The organism is Clostridium sp. CM027 (genome assembly GCF_024730565.1).
GTDB lineage: Bacteria > Bacillota > Clostridia > Clostridiales > Clostridiaceae > Clostridium_AD > Clostridium_AD estertheticum_B.
Genome location: NZ_CP077725.1, coordinates 1,087,617 through 1,103,729, shown reverse-complemented (window position 1 = coordinate 1,103,729; position 16,113 = coordinate 1,087,617). Strand labels below are relative to the sequence as shown.

The 16,113-nt window shown below is 33.1% G+C and carries 16 protein-coding genes; 12 read left to right on the top strand and 4 right to left on the bottom strand.

Going from position 1 to position 16,113, the window contains the following annotated elements; all coding sequences use genetic code 11:
* The first annotated feature begins 2 nt into the window (after positions 1-2).
* Genes spoVAC through KTC92_RS05325 form a run of 4 tightly spaced genes read left to right on the top strand, consistent with a single transcriptional unit; the run spans position 3 to position 2,087 of the window.
* Positions 3-482 (top strand): stage V sporulation protein AC, encoded by a 480-nt coding sequence (gene spoVAC / locus KTC92_RS05340; RefSeq protein ID WP_165414806.1) that lies wholly within the window; start codon positions 3-5, stop codon positions 480-482.
* Positions 483-1,484 (top strand): stage V sporulation protein AD, encoded by a 1,002-nt coding sequence (spoVAD, locus tag KTC92_RS05335; RefSeq protein WP_220287833.1) that lies wholly within the window; start codon positions 483-485, stop codon positions 1,482-1,484.
* A gap of 21 nt (positions 1,485-1,505) precedes the next feature.
* The gene (gene spoVAE / locus KTC92_RS05330) at positions 1,506-1,859 is read left to right on the top strand and encodes a stage V sporulation protein AE (protein ID WP_220287831.1); all 354 of its coding nucleotides are present in this window, start codon (positions 1,506-1,508) and stop codon (positions 1,857-1,859) included.
* Positions 1,860-1,886: 27 nt separating this feature from the next.
* Positions 1,887-2,087, top strand: a complete 201-nt coding sequence (locus tag KTC92_RS05325) for a DUF1657 domain-containing protein (protein WP_165414803.1) — start codon at positions 1,887-1,889, stop codon at positions 2,085-2,087.
* Between the two features lie 502 nt (positions 2,088-2,589).
* Here KTC92_RS05325 and glpT read toward each other — a convergent pair.
* The 4 genes from glpT to KTC92_RS05305 form a co-directional block, all read right to left on the bottom strand.
* The gene (gene glpT / locus KTC92_RS05320) at positions 2,590-3,936 is read right to left on the bottom strand and encodes a glycerol-3-phosphate transporter (RefSeq protein WP_216304554.1); all 1,347 of its coding nucleotides are present in this window, start codon (positions 3,934-3,936) and stop codon (positions 2,590-2,592) included.
* 123 nt (positions 3,937-4,059) lie between these two features.
* The gene (locus tag KTC92_RS05315; RefSeq protein ID WP_220287838.1) at positions 4,060-4,425 is read right to left on the bottom strand and encodes a DUF1667 domain-containing protein; all 366 of its coding nucleotides are present in this window, start codon (positions 4,423-4,425) and stop codon (positions 4,060-4,062) included.
* Between the two features lie 6 nt (positions 4,426-4,431).
* Positions 4,432-5,691 carry an NAD(P)/FAD-dependent oxidoreductase gene (locus KTC92_RS05310; protein WP_258280701.1) on the bottom strand — a complete coding sequence of 420 codons (1,260 nt, stop codon included), beginning with the start codon at positions 5,689-5,691 and terminating at the stop codon, positions 4,432-4,434.
* A 15-nt stretch (positions 5,692-5,706) separates the two neighbouring features.
* The gene (locus tag KTC92_RS05305) at positions 5,707-7,146 is read right to left on the bottom strand and encodes an NAD(P)/FAD-dependent oxidoreductase (RefSeq protein ID WP_258280700.1); all 1,440 of its coding nucleotides are present in this window, start codon (positions 7,144-7,146) and stop codon (positions 5,707-5,709) included.
* A gap of 391 nt (positions 7,147-7,537) precedes the next feature.
* On the opposite strand from KTC92_RS05305, the gene glpQ reads away from it, so the two are divergent.
* The 8 genes from glpQ to KTC92_RS05265 all read left to right on the top strand — a co-directional run bounded on the left by glpQ (position 7,538) and on the right by KTC92_RS05265 (position 16,079).
* Complete coding sequence (gene glpQ, locus KTC92_RS05300; protein WP_165414443.1) at positions 7,538-8,632, top strand: glycerophosphodiester phosphodiesterase; 1,095 nt, start codon at positions 7,538-7,540, stop codon at positions 8,630-8,632.
* Positions 8,633-8,819: 187 nt separating this feature from the next.
* Positions 8,820-9,587, top strand: a complete 768-nt coding sequence (locus tag KTC92_RS05295; RefSeq protein WP_216304374.1) for a formate/nitrite transporter family protein — start codon at positions 8,820-8,822, stop codon at positions 9,585-9,587.
* A gap of 158 nt (positions 9,588-9,745) precedes the next feature.
* Positions 9,746-10,432 carry a Crp/Fnr family transcriptional regulator gene (locus KTC92_RS05290; protein WP_220286902.1) on the top strand — a complete coding sequence of 229 codons (687 nt, stop codon included), beginning with the start codon at positions 9,746-9,748 and terminating at the stop codon, positions 10,430-10,432.
* Positions 10,433-10,580: 148 nt separating this feature from the next.
* On the top strand, positions 10,581-11,588 hold the full coding sequence (gene asrA / locus KTC92_RS05285) for an anaerobic sulfite reductase subunit AsrA (protein WP_216304376.1): 1,008 nt from the start codon (positions 10,581-10,583) through the stop codon (positions 11,586-11,588).
* Complete coding sequence (asrB, locus tag KTC92_RS05280) at positions 11,589-12,380, top strand: anaerobic sulfite reductase subunit AsrB (protein ID WP_220286901.1); 792 nt, start codon at positions 11,589-11,591, stop codon at positions 12,378-12,380.
* A 13-nt stretch (positions 12,381-12,393) separates the two neighbouring features.
* Complete coding sequence (gene asrC, locus KTC92_RS05275; protein ID WP_220286900.1) at positions 12,394-13,341, top strand: sulfite reductase subunit C; 948 nt, start codon at positions 12,394-12,396, stop codon at positions 13,339-13,341.
* Between the two features lie 282 nt (positions 13,342-13,623).
* A complete protein-coding gene (locus tag KTC92_RS05270; RefSeq protein WP_216304379.1) occupies positions 13,624-14,409 on the top strand; it encodes an ABC transporter ATP-binding protein in 786 nt (261 codons plus the stop codon).
* 2 nt (positions 14,410-14,411) lie between these two features.
* Complete coding sequence (locus KTC92_RS05265; protein WP_220286899.1) at positions 14,412-16,079, top strand: hypothetical protein; 1,668 nt, start codon at positions 14,412-14,414, stop codon at positions 16,077-16,079.
* Positions 16,080-16,113: the final 34 nt, after the last annotated feature.

Here is a 16,113-nt window from a genome sequence, read left to right as displayed (position 1 = left end):
TAATGTCTAATATGAAAAAGAAAAAACTAACGCCAACTCAACTGCAATACGGTGAATTGGTGAAAAGCATAGAACCTAAAAGACCTATTTTAAAAAATTGTATTAAAGCATTCCTTGTAGGTGGTATCATATGCACCATTGGTCAATGCTTACAGGTGTTCTTTATCACTTACTTTAATTTTAATGAAAAAACAGCAGTTAGTCCGACTTCAGTAGTTTTAATCTTTGTTTCAGCGTTACTTACTGGACTTGGGATTTACGACCGCATTGGCCAATGGGCTGGAGCTGGATCTGCTGTTCCAATTACAGGTTTTGCTAATTCGATAGCTTCTGCTGCAATTGAGCATAGAAGCGAAGGATATGTACTTGGAGTCGCTGGAAATATGTTTAGGCTTGCTGGAGCAATCATTGTTTATGGAGTTTTTTCTGCTTTTGTGGTTGCTACGATAAAAATCACAATAAAATGGTTGGGAGTGATGTAGATGCTTAAAGGACATCAATCATGGATTTTCAATTCTAAACCTACAATATTAGGTTCTGCGGCAGTTGGTGGTCCTTTTGAAGGTAATGGGGCCTTAGCTGATGACTTTGATATAATTCATGAAGATTTATGGATTGGACAGGATAGTTATGAAAAGGCGGAAAGAGTTCTTCTTGAACATGCTTGTGAAAGAGCGATAAAGAAATCAAGTATAAAAAAAGAAGATATAAATTTTTTTATAAGTGGAGACTTGATGAATCAGATTACTTCCAGTAGTTTTACTGCGCGAACATTAGGGATACCTTTTTTAGGAATTTTTGGCGCTTGTTCTAGTTCCATGGAAGGGTTAGCCATGGCCGCTCAATTGATAGAAAGTAAGTCAGCTAAATATGTTATAGCATCTGCAAGTAGCCATAATGCGGCTGCAGAAAAACAATATAGATATCCTACAGAGTATGGTGGACAAAAACCACCTACTGCCCAATGGACAGTAACGGGGGCTGGAGCTGCGGTGCTTGGCAAAGAAGGATTTGGACCTAAGATTACTTCGACTACAATAGGAAGAGTAATAGATATGGGAATTTCAGATCCATTTAACATGGGGGCAGCTATGGCACCCGCGGCTGTAGATACAATTGAAGCACACTTTAGAGATTTAAATGTTGATGCCTCCTATTATGACCTTATTGCTACTGGTGATTTAGGCAAGGTAGGGCATAAACTCGCTATTAGTTTATTAAAAAGCCATGGTATAGAAATGCCATCAGATATATTTACAGACTGTGGACTTTTAATATATAAAAAGGACCAACCAGTTTTTTCTGGAGGTAGTGGCTGTGGCTGTTCTGCTACTGTAACTTATGGGCATTTTCTTAACCGTATGCGAAGAGGGGAATTAAAGAGAATATTAATAGTTGCAACTGGTGCTCTAATGTCTCCAATATCCTATCAACAAAAGGAAAGCATACCTTGCATTGCTCATGCAGTTTCTATTGAAATGTAAAAAAGAGGTGTGAGTTTATTTATGGAAAAATTTATTTATGCATTTGTAATAGGCGGTCTAATTTGCGTTATTGGACAACTTATAATGGATATTTTAAAGATTACGCCTGCACATACTACGTGTACACTAGTTGTAATTGGAGCAATTTTAGGAGGACTAGGTATATATGATCCTTTAGTAAAACTTGCCGGTGCAGGGGCATTTGTACCTATAAGCAGCTTTGGGAATACTCTAGTAACAGGGGCTCTAATTGATGCTGAAAAAACAGGATTTATAGGGATATTTACTGGCATTTTAAAGACAGGAAGTTCGGGGATTTCTGCTGCGATAGTTTTTGGATTTATTGGCGCTATACTATTTAAACCCAAAGGTTAAATACATATTTGAAGGGAGGTGAAAACTATGACTGTAGGAACTCAAATGCAACAAGCAATTGCAGGAATGCAAAGCGCTTCTGCTACAATGAAGACTTTTTCTCTAGAAACAGAGGATCAACAAGCAAAAAATGATTTTACACAAATCGCAGAGCAACTTGATTCTGCAATGGACATTTTAAAGGGAAGACAGAAATATATTCAAAAACAAGAGCCTCAATATAAATAGTGTTAATTCTTATATTTACAATATAAAAAGAAGTTCTGAACTCAGATTTTGTATTGAAATTAGCCGAATGGTGAAAACATAAAAACTTTAAATTAAATATATTTAGTTTTAGATATTTTTGTGCATAAAATAGCAGTGACTGTTAATATAATTATAAAGAACATATCTACATCCTTAAGGATATTTGTTCCTCATTTAGTCCTCCACATTATTATAAGAAAAGTTATTATCTATAGAGATAATAACTTTTCGTCTTTTATTAAATAAATTTTACTTTCATACCCTTATGGAAAATTGCCTATTTCGACATGAGTATGGTATTCGCATTTTGTTAATGCAAGATTACATAACAAAAGACTGCATTTAATTTAACTGATGTCAGTTTAATCAAATGCAGTCTTAATTGCATAATACAAGAAATAAATTAAATCAATAGTTTTTTTATGTAAGATTTAATTTTATTTGCTATTGCTCAAATGTTTATAGCCAAGCAATATTAATTTTAAACCGCCGTAATATCTTCAGATTCTGGTTTTGACCTATCATGTACGTTCCAAGTAAGAGATAGAAATACAATAGCAAGTACAGCAGAAATCATAAGAAGCATGAATCCCCCATCCCAGTTGTATTTATCTACAATCATTCCTAGTACAATTTCAGCTGCAACTTGCCCACCAAGATATCCAAAGAGTCCTGTAAATCCAGCAGCAGTTCCAGCGGCTTTTTTAGGAACTAGATCTAAGGCACTTACTCCAATAAGCATAACCGGTCCATATATTAAGGCACCTATTAAAGCTAAGGTAATATTTATTGCTAAAATACTTGAAGATTGCCAATAAACGAACACACCAACCGTAACACCTACCATGCAAGCTACGCCTACTGGTGCACGACGACCATGGAATATTTTATCACTGATCCATCCGATGAGTATAGTGCCAGGAATTGCGGCATATTCAAATAAAGAAAATGCAAGCGCTGATTCTTTAATATTAAAACCCTTTACTTCTTGTAAGTATAATGGAGCCCAATTAATGACACCATATCGTACTAAATATACAAACACATTTGCAAGAGCAATAAACCATATATATTTATTATTGAGTACATATTTAAATAGTATTTCTTTTCCAGTCATTTCTTTTTCTCTATTTTCTACTTTTACAGCAGGGTAATCATTTTTATATTCTTCTATAGGAGGAAGTCCTACAGATTGAGGTGTATCTTTTGCAAAAACCATATACAAAGTTCCAATTACGATTGCAATAATACCTGGCAAATAGAAAATTCCTTTCCAGCCTCCGAACATATGAACACCAATAAGAGCAATGGTAGCTATAAATCCACCACCAACATTATGTGCGGTATTCCAAATAGACATTTTAACTCCACGTTCTTTATCAGAAAACCAGTGGGTCATGATTCTTCCACATGGTGGCCAACCCATACCTTGAACCCAACCATTCACAAGCATCAACATAAACATTATTGTAAGACTTGAGGTAATTGGGAAAAATAAATTTGTAATACCAGACAAAATTAAACCAATACCTAAAAAATACCTCGCATTGGATCGATCTGATACGTTACCCATAACAAATTTACTGACACCATAAGCCATTCCTAGCGCAGATGCAACAAAACCAAGTTGTGTTTTTGTAAAGCCCTCTTGAATGAGATACATCTTAGCTAATGAAAAGTTACTTCTAACAAAGTAATAACCCATATAACCAATATATATACTTATAAATACTTGTAAACGATATTTTTTGTAAGCTGGGTCAATTTTTTCTTTTGGTAATCTCTCGATAGGTGCAGCAGGTTTTAAAAAATTAAATAAATTCCACACGTTTTCATCATCCTTTCGTTTTTAATTTTATTAATAATCGGTTACTTGAATTTTATAGAAACACGGTATTACATTTATTAATACCGTGAATTTCCTCCATCTAACTGCCTTGAGTTAATACCACTATGCAGCTCCAATATCCTTAGTTGCTATAATATTTACGCCTGTGTCAAGTACGTTTTCTAGAACCACATCACCTATAGAAATAGGAGCTTTTACTATAACATTTTTTAATGCTCTTACGCAGTCATAAATCAGGTCCTTTGGAATATCTCTCTCAGTTTTAACAGGAAGTATCTCATTTTCTCCACCTGAAACTAAAACAGAGGATGTAACGACTCTTGTTGGATTAGTGCATTCTTTCTTGCCGTAGGTTTCTCCAATCTTACAGGTATTTCCTTTAACGCTAATAACTTCTTTGCCCTCAAGCGCTACCACAAGAGCACAACCTATTGGACAGCCTATGCATGTTAATTCCCTTGTACTCATAGTTAACTACTCCTTTTCTACCTTTATGGTAATCTTTTTACAGTTACTATATTTATCAAAAACTGCTTTAGTTAATTTAACGCTTTCCATTTCGCCTGGTGTAAGAATCTTTTTCTTTAAATGCATTTCGCGCACATCATCAAAATAAACAGATATATAAGCAGATTTATGTACCTCACCAACCCTAAATCTAACATCTATTATGTTATCGATATTTTCAGGATTGATAGTACTTGGTACTGTATACCTAACTCCGTCTGTCGCGAAGATCTCAATACTCTTTCCGGCATGGTAAATTCCTTTTATGTAATCAGAAGCATTTCTACCAGCAGTGTAGCTTTCAGTGGTTACATTATCTACTAAATCATGAACGTGAAGCACATTGCCACAGGTAAATATTCCAGAAATGCTCGTCTGCATGCTTTCATCTACCTCAGGACCCCCAGTAACTCTGGAAAGTTTAACATTAGCTTTTCTAGAAAGTTCATTTTCGGGTAGAAGGCCAACAGATAAAAGTAATGTATCACAAGCAATGTATTCCTCAGTTCCCTTAATTGGTTTTCTATGGTCATCAACTTGAGCTATAGTAACTCCGCAAAGTCTATCATGCCCATGTATATTTGTTATAGTGTGGCTTAATTTTAAAGGAATATTAAAATCGTCTAAGCATTGTACAATATTTCTCTTAAGTCCACTTGAATGAGGCATTAGTTCTACACAAGCCTTTACATTTGCACCTTCGAGGGTCATTCGTCTTGCCATTATAAGTCCGATATCTCCAGAACCAAGTATTACTACTTCTTTTCCTGGCATTAGACCCTCAACATTAACATATTTTTGAGCTGTTCCAGCTGTATAAATACCTGCGCATCTTGCACCTGGTATGTTTAAAGCGCCTCTTGGTCTTTCTCTGCATCCCATTGCAAGTATAATTGCTTTTGCCTGAAGCTCCAATATACCATCTTCTGTATTTACAGCAGTAACTTGTTTACTATCATTTACATCTAGAACCATGGTATTTAGTTTATACTCGATATTAAGTGCAATAACCTTGTCAATAAACCGTTGTGAATACTCAGGACCAGTAAGTTCTTCTTTAAAGGTGTGAAGACCAAAACCATTATGAATACATTGATTGAGAATACCACCTAATTGATTATCTCTTTCTATAATTAAAATGCTGTTTATCCCTTGATCCTTTGCAGAAACTGCAGCTGCAAGGCCTGCTGGACCTCCACCAATTATGATTAAATCATATTCTTGCATATATATTCCTCCAATTTATAAAGATTGTTTATTTTTGCCAGTGAGCAGTATAGAATTTTCGCCTGATTTTGTAATGGCGCATCGTGGTATATTAAGTTCTCTTGAAAGAATATCTACAACTTTTGTTGCACAAAAGCCCGATTGGCATCTCCCCATTCCAGCTCTTGTCCTTCTTTTAACTCCATCAAGTGTTTTTGCTCCAAGAGGTCTTCTTATAGAGTCTATAATTTCACCTTCTGTTACAGTTTCACACCTACAAACAATTGTTCCATATTCAGGTATTTCCTTGATTATTTTTTTTCGCTCATCGTTTGACATTTCTCTAAATTTTCTTGTACCTTTTCGTATAGGGTTGAATTTTACATTTTCCTGCGGTGCTAATTTTTCTGTTACTATATCAGCTACCATTGCAGCAATACTTGGAGCACTAGTTAAACCTGGAGAATCAATTGCTGCTACATTAATAAAGTTCTTAGCGTCTTCTGCTTCCCCAATTATAAAATCATTTCCCTCGCATTTTGATCTATTCCCTGCAAAAGAAGTTATAACCATATTCATAGGAAGTGGCATTTGGATACTTAATTGAGCATTTAAAACGATATCATCGATGCCTTCACGAGTTGTACTAAGATCAGCTTTGTTATCTTGATCTACAGCATTAGGTCCAATTAGAAGGTTACCATCAACAGTAGGGGTAACTAAAACTCCTTTTCCAAGTTTAGTTGGAAGTTGAAAAATAGTTTTTGTAACTAAATCTCCGCAAGCTTTATCAAATAAGACATATTCTCCTAGCTTGGGAAGTATTTTAAATTTATTATTGCTTACCATATTATTAATTTCATCCGAAAATAAACCGGCTGCATTTATTACTACTTTTGTTTCAATGTCGCCTTTATTAGTTTTTATAACGTAACAACTTTGTTTTTTTTCTATATTAAGGACCTCAGTTCCAAATTCAAATTCCACGCCATTGGTGTATGCGTTTTCAGCCATAGCAATAGTCATTTCATATGGGCAAACAATTCCTCCTGTTGGAGCATATAAGGCACCGACACAGCTCAATGTTACATTAGGTTCCATTTCTCTAACTTGATCTCCATCAAGAATAGCTAAATTAGGTACTCCATTTTTTTCGCCTTGTTCTAGTAATTCTTTAAGATCATTCATGTGTTTCTCGTCGAAGCACAGAACCAATGATCCATTCCTCTTAAATGGGAAATCTAATTCCTTTGCAAGCTTTGTATACATTTCATTACCTTTTGCGTTTAATTTTCCCTTAATAGTACTTGGATTAGCATCATACCCTGCATGTACTATTGCACTATTTGCTTTTGTTGTACCAGAAGCAACATCACTAGATTTTTCAATAACACATGTTTTTAAATTATATTTAGATAGTTCTCTTGATACTGAGCATCCAACAATACCAGCGCCAATAATAGTTACGTCAAACATTATCTTACCTCCTAAATGCGAATAAAAAGAGAACCTTAATTAATAGGTATGAAATACCCATACATTAAGGCTCTCTTTTCTCCGCCCTTAATTATTTAATGTTATATTACCATAATAACCAAATTAATGCAAAGCAAAATAATGGATGATGTAGCGAATTCAGTTGTTCTTCCCTCATAAATATTCGTCGGGTAACTTGTTTTTACATTTATGTAAAATACGCTGTTAATTTAAAGTTAGTGATAAAATATGAAAATGCTAGAAAATTTCCTGTTTTTTTCTTGAATTCTTCGTTTAGTTTAGTTATAATCAATTTGGTAGCTAACAGAAAACGTTATCACATCTACAAGATTTGAAAACGTATAACTAGATTATACAAGGGGGATATAACATGAAGAACGAAAAAAAACTAATTGCTCTAGCATGTACACTTACCATAACAGCAGGATTATTCGCAGGATGTAGACAGAAGTCTAAACAGTCTCCTCCAGTAGCAAGTAATACCACAACTGTTTCAACAAAAAATAAAAGCAATAAAATAGTGATTGGACATAGGGGTGCTTCTGGATATTTACCTGAACATACTTTAGAGTCCTATGCTTTAGCTTATGGACTAGGGGCAGATTACATAGAGAGTGATGTTTGTTTATCTAAAGATGGTGTTCCAGTAATAATGCATGATAATATGTTAGATACGACAACAGATGTAGCAAAGCGTTACCCAAATAGAAAACGAAGCGATGGACATTACTATGTAATTGATTTCACGCTAGGAGAAATTAAAACACTTAACGTGCACGAACGTACAAAAGAAGGGTCTAAGGATCCTGTTTTCCCTGATAGATTTCCTTTAAATAGTGCTCATTTTGAAGTTCCAACATTAGAAGAAATGATACAACTTGTACAAGGGCTGAATAAAAGTACAGGTCAAGAAAAAGGAATTTACCCTGAATTAAAAGAGCCTAAATTTCATACAGATAATGGACAAGATATTGGATCTGTGGTATTAAAAGTTCTTAGAAAATATGGATATGATACGCCTGAATCAAAAATTTATTTACAATGTTTTGATCCAACTTACTTAAGAAAAGTTAGGACAGAAATGGGCGCAAAAATGAAAATGGTCCAGCTAATTGGTGAAGAAGCAGATTGTCCAGGGGCAAATTATAAAAAAATGATGTCGGATGAAGGACTAGCAAAAGTAGCTGAATATGCAAATGGTATTGGACCTTGGTACCAACAAATAATAGATGAAAATGGGAAGAACGATAAAGAACCAGTTATTAATCCTAATTTAGTAAAAGATGCACATAAACATAATCTTGTTGTTCATCCATATACATTTAGAAAAGATGAAATCCCTAAATATGTAACTAGTGTAGAAGAGTTAATGCAAAAATTCTACTTTGAAGCTGATGTAGATGGTTTATTTACTGATTTTCCTGATTTTGGAATAAAAATTTTAGAAAAAGGACCTAAAAAATAATCTTATATTAAAATGAGAGCACATAAGGATTGATTACCTTAAGTGCTCTTTTTTATTAATAACTAACGTCCTGGAAGTTAGATTGTTGGTAAAAAATAATTTTAGAAAATATGTGATATTAGTCACATATTTTCTTTTTCTGTAATGATATAATGTGGGTATCTTTTATAGAAGGAAGTGGTATGTCTTGTTTAGTGAAGAAATTAACAAAGTTTCAATATCGGCGGTAAAAAAATCTGAACTTTTAAAGAAAAGTAAAATGAGGTACCTCACTGCAGCGGCCCTAGCTGGTGCTTATGTGGGATTTGGGATTTTATTGATATTTACTATTGGAGGATCATTTGCAGCGGCTGAGTCACCGGCAACGAAAACTATTATGGGAGCTTCCTTTGGGATTGCCTTAAGTCTTGTAATAATGGCGGGCTCCGAACTTTTTACAGGAAATAACATGATTATGACCATAGGGTCTCTAGAAAAGAAAGTTCCTTTACTTGATTCAATAAATATTTGGATATACAGTTTTATAGGAAACTTTATAGGGTCAGCAGTGCTAGCAGCAATATTTGTAGGTTCTGGGCTTGCAAAGGGTAGCACAGCAACTTTTATTTTAAAAACATCACAAGGGAAAATGGCAACGCCAAGCATAGAATTATTTTTAAAAGGGTTACTTTGTAATATGTTAGTCTGTTTAGCCGTATGGTGTGCTATTAAATTAAAGGAAGAAACGGCTAAACTTATAATGATTTTTTGGTGCCTATTTGCATTTATAACTATAGGGTTCGAACATAGTGTTGCGAATATGACTTTGCTTACAACGGCACTAATGATTCCTCACACCGCAGCGATTTCTATAGGAGGATTAGCGCACAACTTAATTTGGGTTACCCTAGGAAACTTTGTAGGTGGAGCTGTATTTATTGGAGCAGCATATTGGTACGTAGCAAAAGAGAAATAAAACAATAAAAATATATATTATTAAAGCTAGGATTAATAAAGGTAAGTAATGTATAATTTCTTTTTTTGTTTTATTTTAAAATTTATTGCTATATAATAAGAATATTAGTATTTTTATTATAATGAGATTATAAAATGAAATCATAAGGAGAAGTTAATATGACACAAATATCGCTTAGGCAATTAAAAGACCTTCCTTTATTTAAATGTGTTGAGGATAAAACTTTGGATTTAATAAGAGAGAGTGTTGTAATAAAAAAATTGAAAAAATCACAAATGTTATTTGCTGAAAGAGAAATCACAAATAATATATATATAGTGCTAGAGGGAAAGGTAACTATGTACAGAGTATCGGAAAAGGGTCAAAAGAGGGTTATCTATATCCTAAACAAAGGTGAGATTATAAACGAGGTCAATTTTGACAATTTTACGACATCTATTAATTGTGAAGGGTTTGAAGATAGTGAAATTATAAGTATATCAAAAGTAGACTTATTAAATATTATGAAACAGGATTTTAAGCTTACAGAGATTATATTAAACTCTATGAGTAAAAAAATAAGAAGAGTGTATAGACAAATTAAGAACACAGTTCCTACTAAAATGGACAAAAGGGTAGCCGCAAAGCTTTGGAAGCTATCTAAAGATTATGGTGTAGAAACAGAAGATGGCGTTTTAATAGATATTAAAATAAACATAACTTATTTAGCAGATATGTTAGGTAGCTCTCGCGAAACTATTTCAAGGGCAGTAAAAGAGCTTGAAAACATGGATATGGTTAGAATAAAATATAGAAAATTCATAGTTAATAGAGAAAAGTTAAGCAAATACTTTAAAGGTGTGTGATGAAAATCACATACTTTTTTTATGATTTAAAATACAATATGCATAGTTAGTTATAAATTTAATTTTTATAGGAACTAACTAATGAAGTTAATTAATTAACAATATTTAGCGAATAGGTAAAATTTATTATAATGGAAGGTGTGCATTTATGGGCTTTAAGTTGAAAATAGAGAAGTTTGATGAGTATCTTGAAACATTGCGACATGAATATAAGGTGTATGCACCAGTAGTGCTCAAGGGAAAAGGAACTTTTGCGGACACAGATACTGTTAGGTATAGGGAAATAAAGAGTATAAGGGAAGTAGAGTTTGATTTAAAATCTAGTTTTTCTCCTAAAGAAATAACATTGCCAATTACTCAAACATTATTTTACTTTACTGAAAATGATTGCGTAGAGCCAAAATGCGATGAGAAGAAAATATTAATATTCTTAAGAAGTTGTGATATTCATGCTATAAAGAGATTAGATGAAATTTACCTTAAAAATGGAAATGAAGATTATTATTATAAGGTTTTAAGAGATAAAATTAAATTTGTACTTATGGGTTGTAGTGAAAGTTTTGAAAATTGTTTTTGCGCAAGTATGGGATCGAATATGATAGAAGATTATGATATGTACACTAAAATTCAAGATGATGAGGTCTTTGTGAATTGTAAATCCGAGGAACTGATGAAGTACTTTAACATAGATAAACCTAGTAACGTCGTGGTAGAGCCTGAATTTGTTTTGACTAATGAAGTAAAGGTTAATATACCTGAAAACTTAGATCAAAGAATTTTTAAATCAAAGATGTGGGATGAATATTCTTCAAGATGCATTGCTTGTGGCAGGTGTAATTTTGTCTGCGGTACTTGTTCTTGTTTTACTACGCAGGACATTTTCTATAAAGAAAATAAAAACGTGGGAGAAAGAAGGCGTGTTTGGGCATCTTGTCATGTAGACGGATACAGTGATATGGCAGGCGGACATGGATTTAGACAGGATAAAAAAGACAGAATGAGATTCAAAATTATGCACAAGGTATATGATTTTAAAAAGAGAGCCGGATATCATATGTGTATAGGTTGTGGTAGATGTGATGATATATGCCCTGAATATATATCTTTCTCAAATTGTGTAAACAAATTAAATAAAGCAATGGATGAGGTGGAATAAATGAAAAATATATACATGCCTTTTAAATCTAAGATACTTAATATAAGTAAGCATACAGAAACGGATTATACATTTAGAATGGAGTTCGAAGGTGTTGTAAAGCCGGGTCAATTTTTTGAAGTATCCATACCGAAATTTGGAGAATCACCTATATCCGTTAGTGAGATAGGTGAGGGTTATGTAGATTTTACTATTAGACGTGTCGGCACTGTTACGGATGTAATTCATAGCTTTTTTGTAGGAGGAACCTTGTTTTTAAGAGGGCCTTATGGAAATGGATTTGATGTTAACCTTTATAAAAATAAAGAAGTTATTGTAGCTGCTGGGGGAACTGGACTGGCACCAGTAAAAGGGATAGTAGATTATTTTGCTAAAAATCCAAAGGAATGTACGGGCTTTAATTTAATGGCAGGTTTTAAGTCGCCTAGTGACATCTTATTTAAAGAAAATTTCAAAGTTTGGGAAAAGAGTATCAGTGTAACGTTAACTGTAGACAGTGCTGATGACGGCTACACTGGAACTGTAGGACTCATAACAAAATATATTGCAGATATTCAAGTTCAGAATATGGATGAAGTACAGGTTATTGTAGTAGGACCACCAATGATGCTTAAGTTTACAGTAGCTGGATTTATAAAAAAAGGAGTAAAAGAAAAAAATATATGGGTATCTTATGAGCGAAAAATGTGTTGTGGAGTTGGGAAATGTGGGCACTGCAAAATTGATGATACATATATATGTTTAGATGGGCCTGTTTTTAACTATTTAGATGCAGTTCATCTAGTAGATTAAGGGGGAGAATTTAATGGATATAAATACCAAGTTGATGAAGAAAAATGCATACAGAATAACTAAAAAAAGAGGTAAAACAGCTATAAGAATAAGGGTGCCTGGTGGCCATATAGAAGCCAAACATTTAGAAGTTTTGCAAAGGGTAGCAGAAACTTACGGAGATGGAAATATTCATATAACTATAAGACAGGGTTTTGAAATACCTAATATTGATATAGATAAAATACCAGAAGTTAATAAGATGATTCAATCAGTTATAGAAGGCCTTGATATAAATCAGATTTCAGAAAATACAGGATACTTGTCTGCAGGTACTAGAAATGTGTCAGCCTGTATAGGGGCAAATGTCTGTCCTTTTGCAAATTACAATACTACAGATTTTGCAAAAAGGATTGAAAAGGAAATATTTCCCAATGACTATCATGTGAAAGTAGCTTTAACAGGTTGTCCTAATGATTGTATAAAGGCTAGAATACAAGATTTTGGGATCATAGGAATGACAGAGCCCCAATATGAATCTTATAGATGCATCAGTTGTAAATCTTGCGTAACTAACTGTAAAAAAAGAGTTACTGGTGCACTTAAAATGGAGAACTTTAAAGTAGTACGCAACCAAGACAAGTGTATTGGATGTGGAGAATGCATAGGTAAATGCCCGACTAGTTGCTGGAGCAGAAGTTATGAGAAATATTATAAACTTGTGATAATGGGTAGGACTGGCAAGAAAAATCCTAGGCTGGCTCAAGATTTTATAACTTGGGTGGACGAGGAAAATATAATCAAAATAATAAAAAACACATATTCATATATCGATAAGTATATTGATGGAAATGCTCCAGGAGGAAAAGAACACATTGGGTATATTGTTGATAGAACAGGATATCCAGTGTTTAAGGAATGGGTTTTAAAAGACGTGACTTTAGGGGAGAAAGCAGAGGTTAAGGAATATATTAACTGGTAATAATAAAAAGTATGTAGTAATTGTTCGGTGAGTGACATAACAGGTGAGTAACCATTAACATTAGAAAGCACCTTGTGAAATCAAGATTATTTATAAGAGTTGGCATCAGCTTAGGCTGGTGCTATTTTTTTTAGGTGGAAAGCTTATTTTAAAGAGATTTATATAAATAAGAATTAAAAGGTTTACATACAAGTAACAAGTGAAAACTTGTTGAAATTACCCAATTAAGCAGTATAATAAATTACATAAACAGATAAAAAATACATCCAAGGGGAGGGTACGATGGGAAATTTAGAAAGTATAATATCAATTAAAGATTTACAAATGAGCTATGGGAGTAAAAAGGTGCTTAACGGAATAAATTTAGAAATTCCTAGAGGTCAAATAATCGGATATATAGGGACTAATGGCGCTGGTAAAAGTACAACTATAAAGATAATGCTTGGGATATTAGAAGGATACTCGGGAAAAGTAGAAATATTAGGACAAGATATAAGTAATGGAAGCATAGAGTATAAAAAGAAAATAGGGTATGTACCAGAGCTTGCAGATATATATGAAAACTTGACTGCTTATGAGTATATAAGCTTTTTAGGCGGAATATATGGATTAGAAGAAAAAAAGCTTATCGAGAGAGTAACGAAGCTAATGGGCTTATTTGGAATTGAGGATGCTATAGATTCTAGAATATCCTCATATTCAAAAGGTATGAAGCAAAAGTTAATTATAATCTGTAGTTTAATTCATAATCCCGATATTTTATTTTTTGATGAGCCTCTAGGGGGACTAGATGCTAATAGTGTAATGGTGTTTAAAGAGGTTATGAAGAGTCTTGCAAAGAGCGGAAAAACCATATTTTACTCTTCACATATAATGGATGTTGTAGAGAAGGTAAGTGATAGAATATTACTTTTAAATGAGGGACAGATAGTTGCTGATGGAAGTTTTGAAGAGCTTAAGAATAATAAGAAGGAAGGAACACTTGAAGAAATATTCAATCAGCTAACAGGATTTAATGAGCATGCAGAGGTTGCTAAAGAATTTGTTTCTTTGGTTTGCGAGGTGTAATTATGAAGAATTTCACCGTACTTGCGATATTGGATAAATTTCAATCTTTATATGAAAAATTAGGCGTTAACTATAAGACTATGAGAATGATTCTTCAGATAAAATTAACCACAGATGGTCGTAGAGTAAGTACTGTTATGGGGAATAATAAAAAGAGAGATGAAAGTAAGGACAAGAATAATTATCTATCATTATTGATGTTCAATTCAGTTATGAGCATTTTTATTGGATTAATAATAATGACGGGTGGTATGTCATCTATGCAATCTGCGAATGTTGTAATAGGTATAAATCTATTTATGATGATTTCACTTATGATATCTGATTTTTCAGCAGTATTACTAGATGTAAAAGAGAAAAATATATTACTACCTAAGCCAATCGATAGTAAAACATTTAATGCAGCAAAGACTACTCATATATGTATATATTTAATAGGTTTATCACTATCATTAAATTTGATTCCACTAGTTATTGGCAGCGTAAAATATGGAGCTTTATTTTCTGTGATATTTTTTATAGACAATATACTTGTAGTGTTCTTAGTTATAGCTTTAACATCTTTACTATATACTTTAGTTTTGAATTTTTTTGATGGAGAAAAATTAAAGGATATAATAAACTATTTTCAAATATTATTAGCGTTTGTATTTGCGTTTGGATATCAACTAGTTGCAAGAGTCTTTGATGCTACCAATATGAACAGTGAATATATGCCCAAATTGTGGCATGCATTACTTCCATCTATGTGGCTTGCATCTCCATTTGGTATACTAATAGATGGGAATAAACAACCTTTTCTAATATTTTTATTTGCACTCGCAATAGCAGGACCGATTATGTTAATGACGCTTTATATTAAAAGCGTAGTGCCTTATTTTGAAAAGAACCTTCAAAAATTAAATGATAGAGGGGGAGCCGTAAGCCGCAAAAGTGAAACTAGAAAAGAATTTATAGCAGGACTTGTTTGCAAGGACAAGATTGAAAAGGGTATGTTTAAATTTACTCAAAATATGATAGCTACAGAGAGAAACTTGAAGCTTAAGGTGTATCCAACGCTTGCAATGGCAGTGTTTATGCCAGTGCTATTTATGTTTATGGGTAACGGACAAGATAAATCATTCATGGCTAATATTAAAACAGGATATGGTGGGAAAATTCATTTGTTAATGTATATAACTATATTCTTGCTTTGCTTTTGTACAGCGTTTATAAATAATAGTGATAATTATAAGGGGGCATTTATATACAAGGTATTGCCAATAGAAAATCCAGGAGTAATATTAAAAGGGGCAGTAAAAGGAACTATATTCAAACTAATACTACCACTCTATATATTAGAATCTATAGTGTTCACAATTTTTAAAGGACCGTCAATAATTTTAGACTTAATAGTAATGTTTCTAGTTCTTTTAATATTATTATTGGTGTATTTTAAAGCATCAAATAAGGCAATGCCCTTTAGTGTAAAGTTTGCTACAGCGGATAGTGGTAAGCTTATAAAGCCATCAGTAATTACAATTATGCTGCTTTTAGTATTTGCTGGAATCCATGTAGCTATTAGAAATAATATGATATATATTGGTGTTTATGCGGTCGCGCTTTTGATATTTAATGTAATTCTTTGGAAAACTAGTTTTAATGTCAACTGGAAGGATATAGAAATGTAAGGGAAAAGATTTTTACCCACATACAAAAAACACT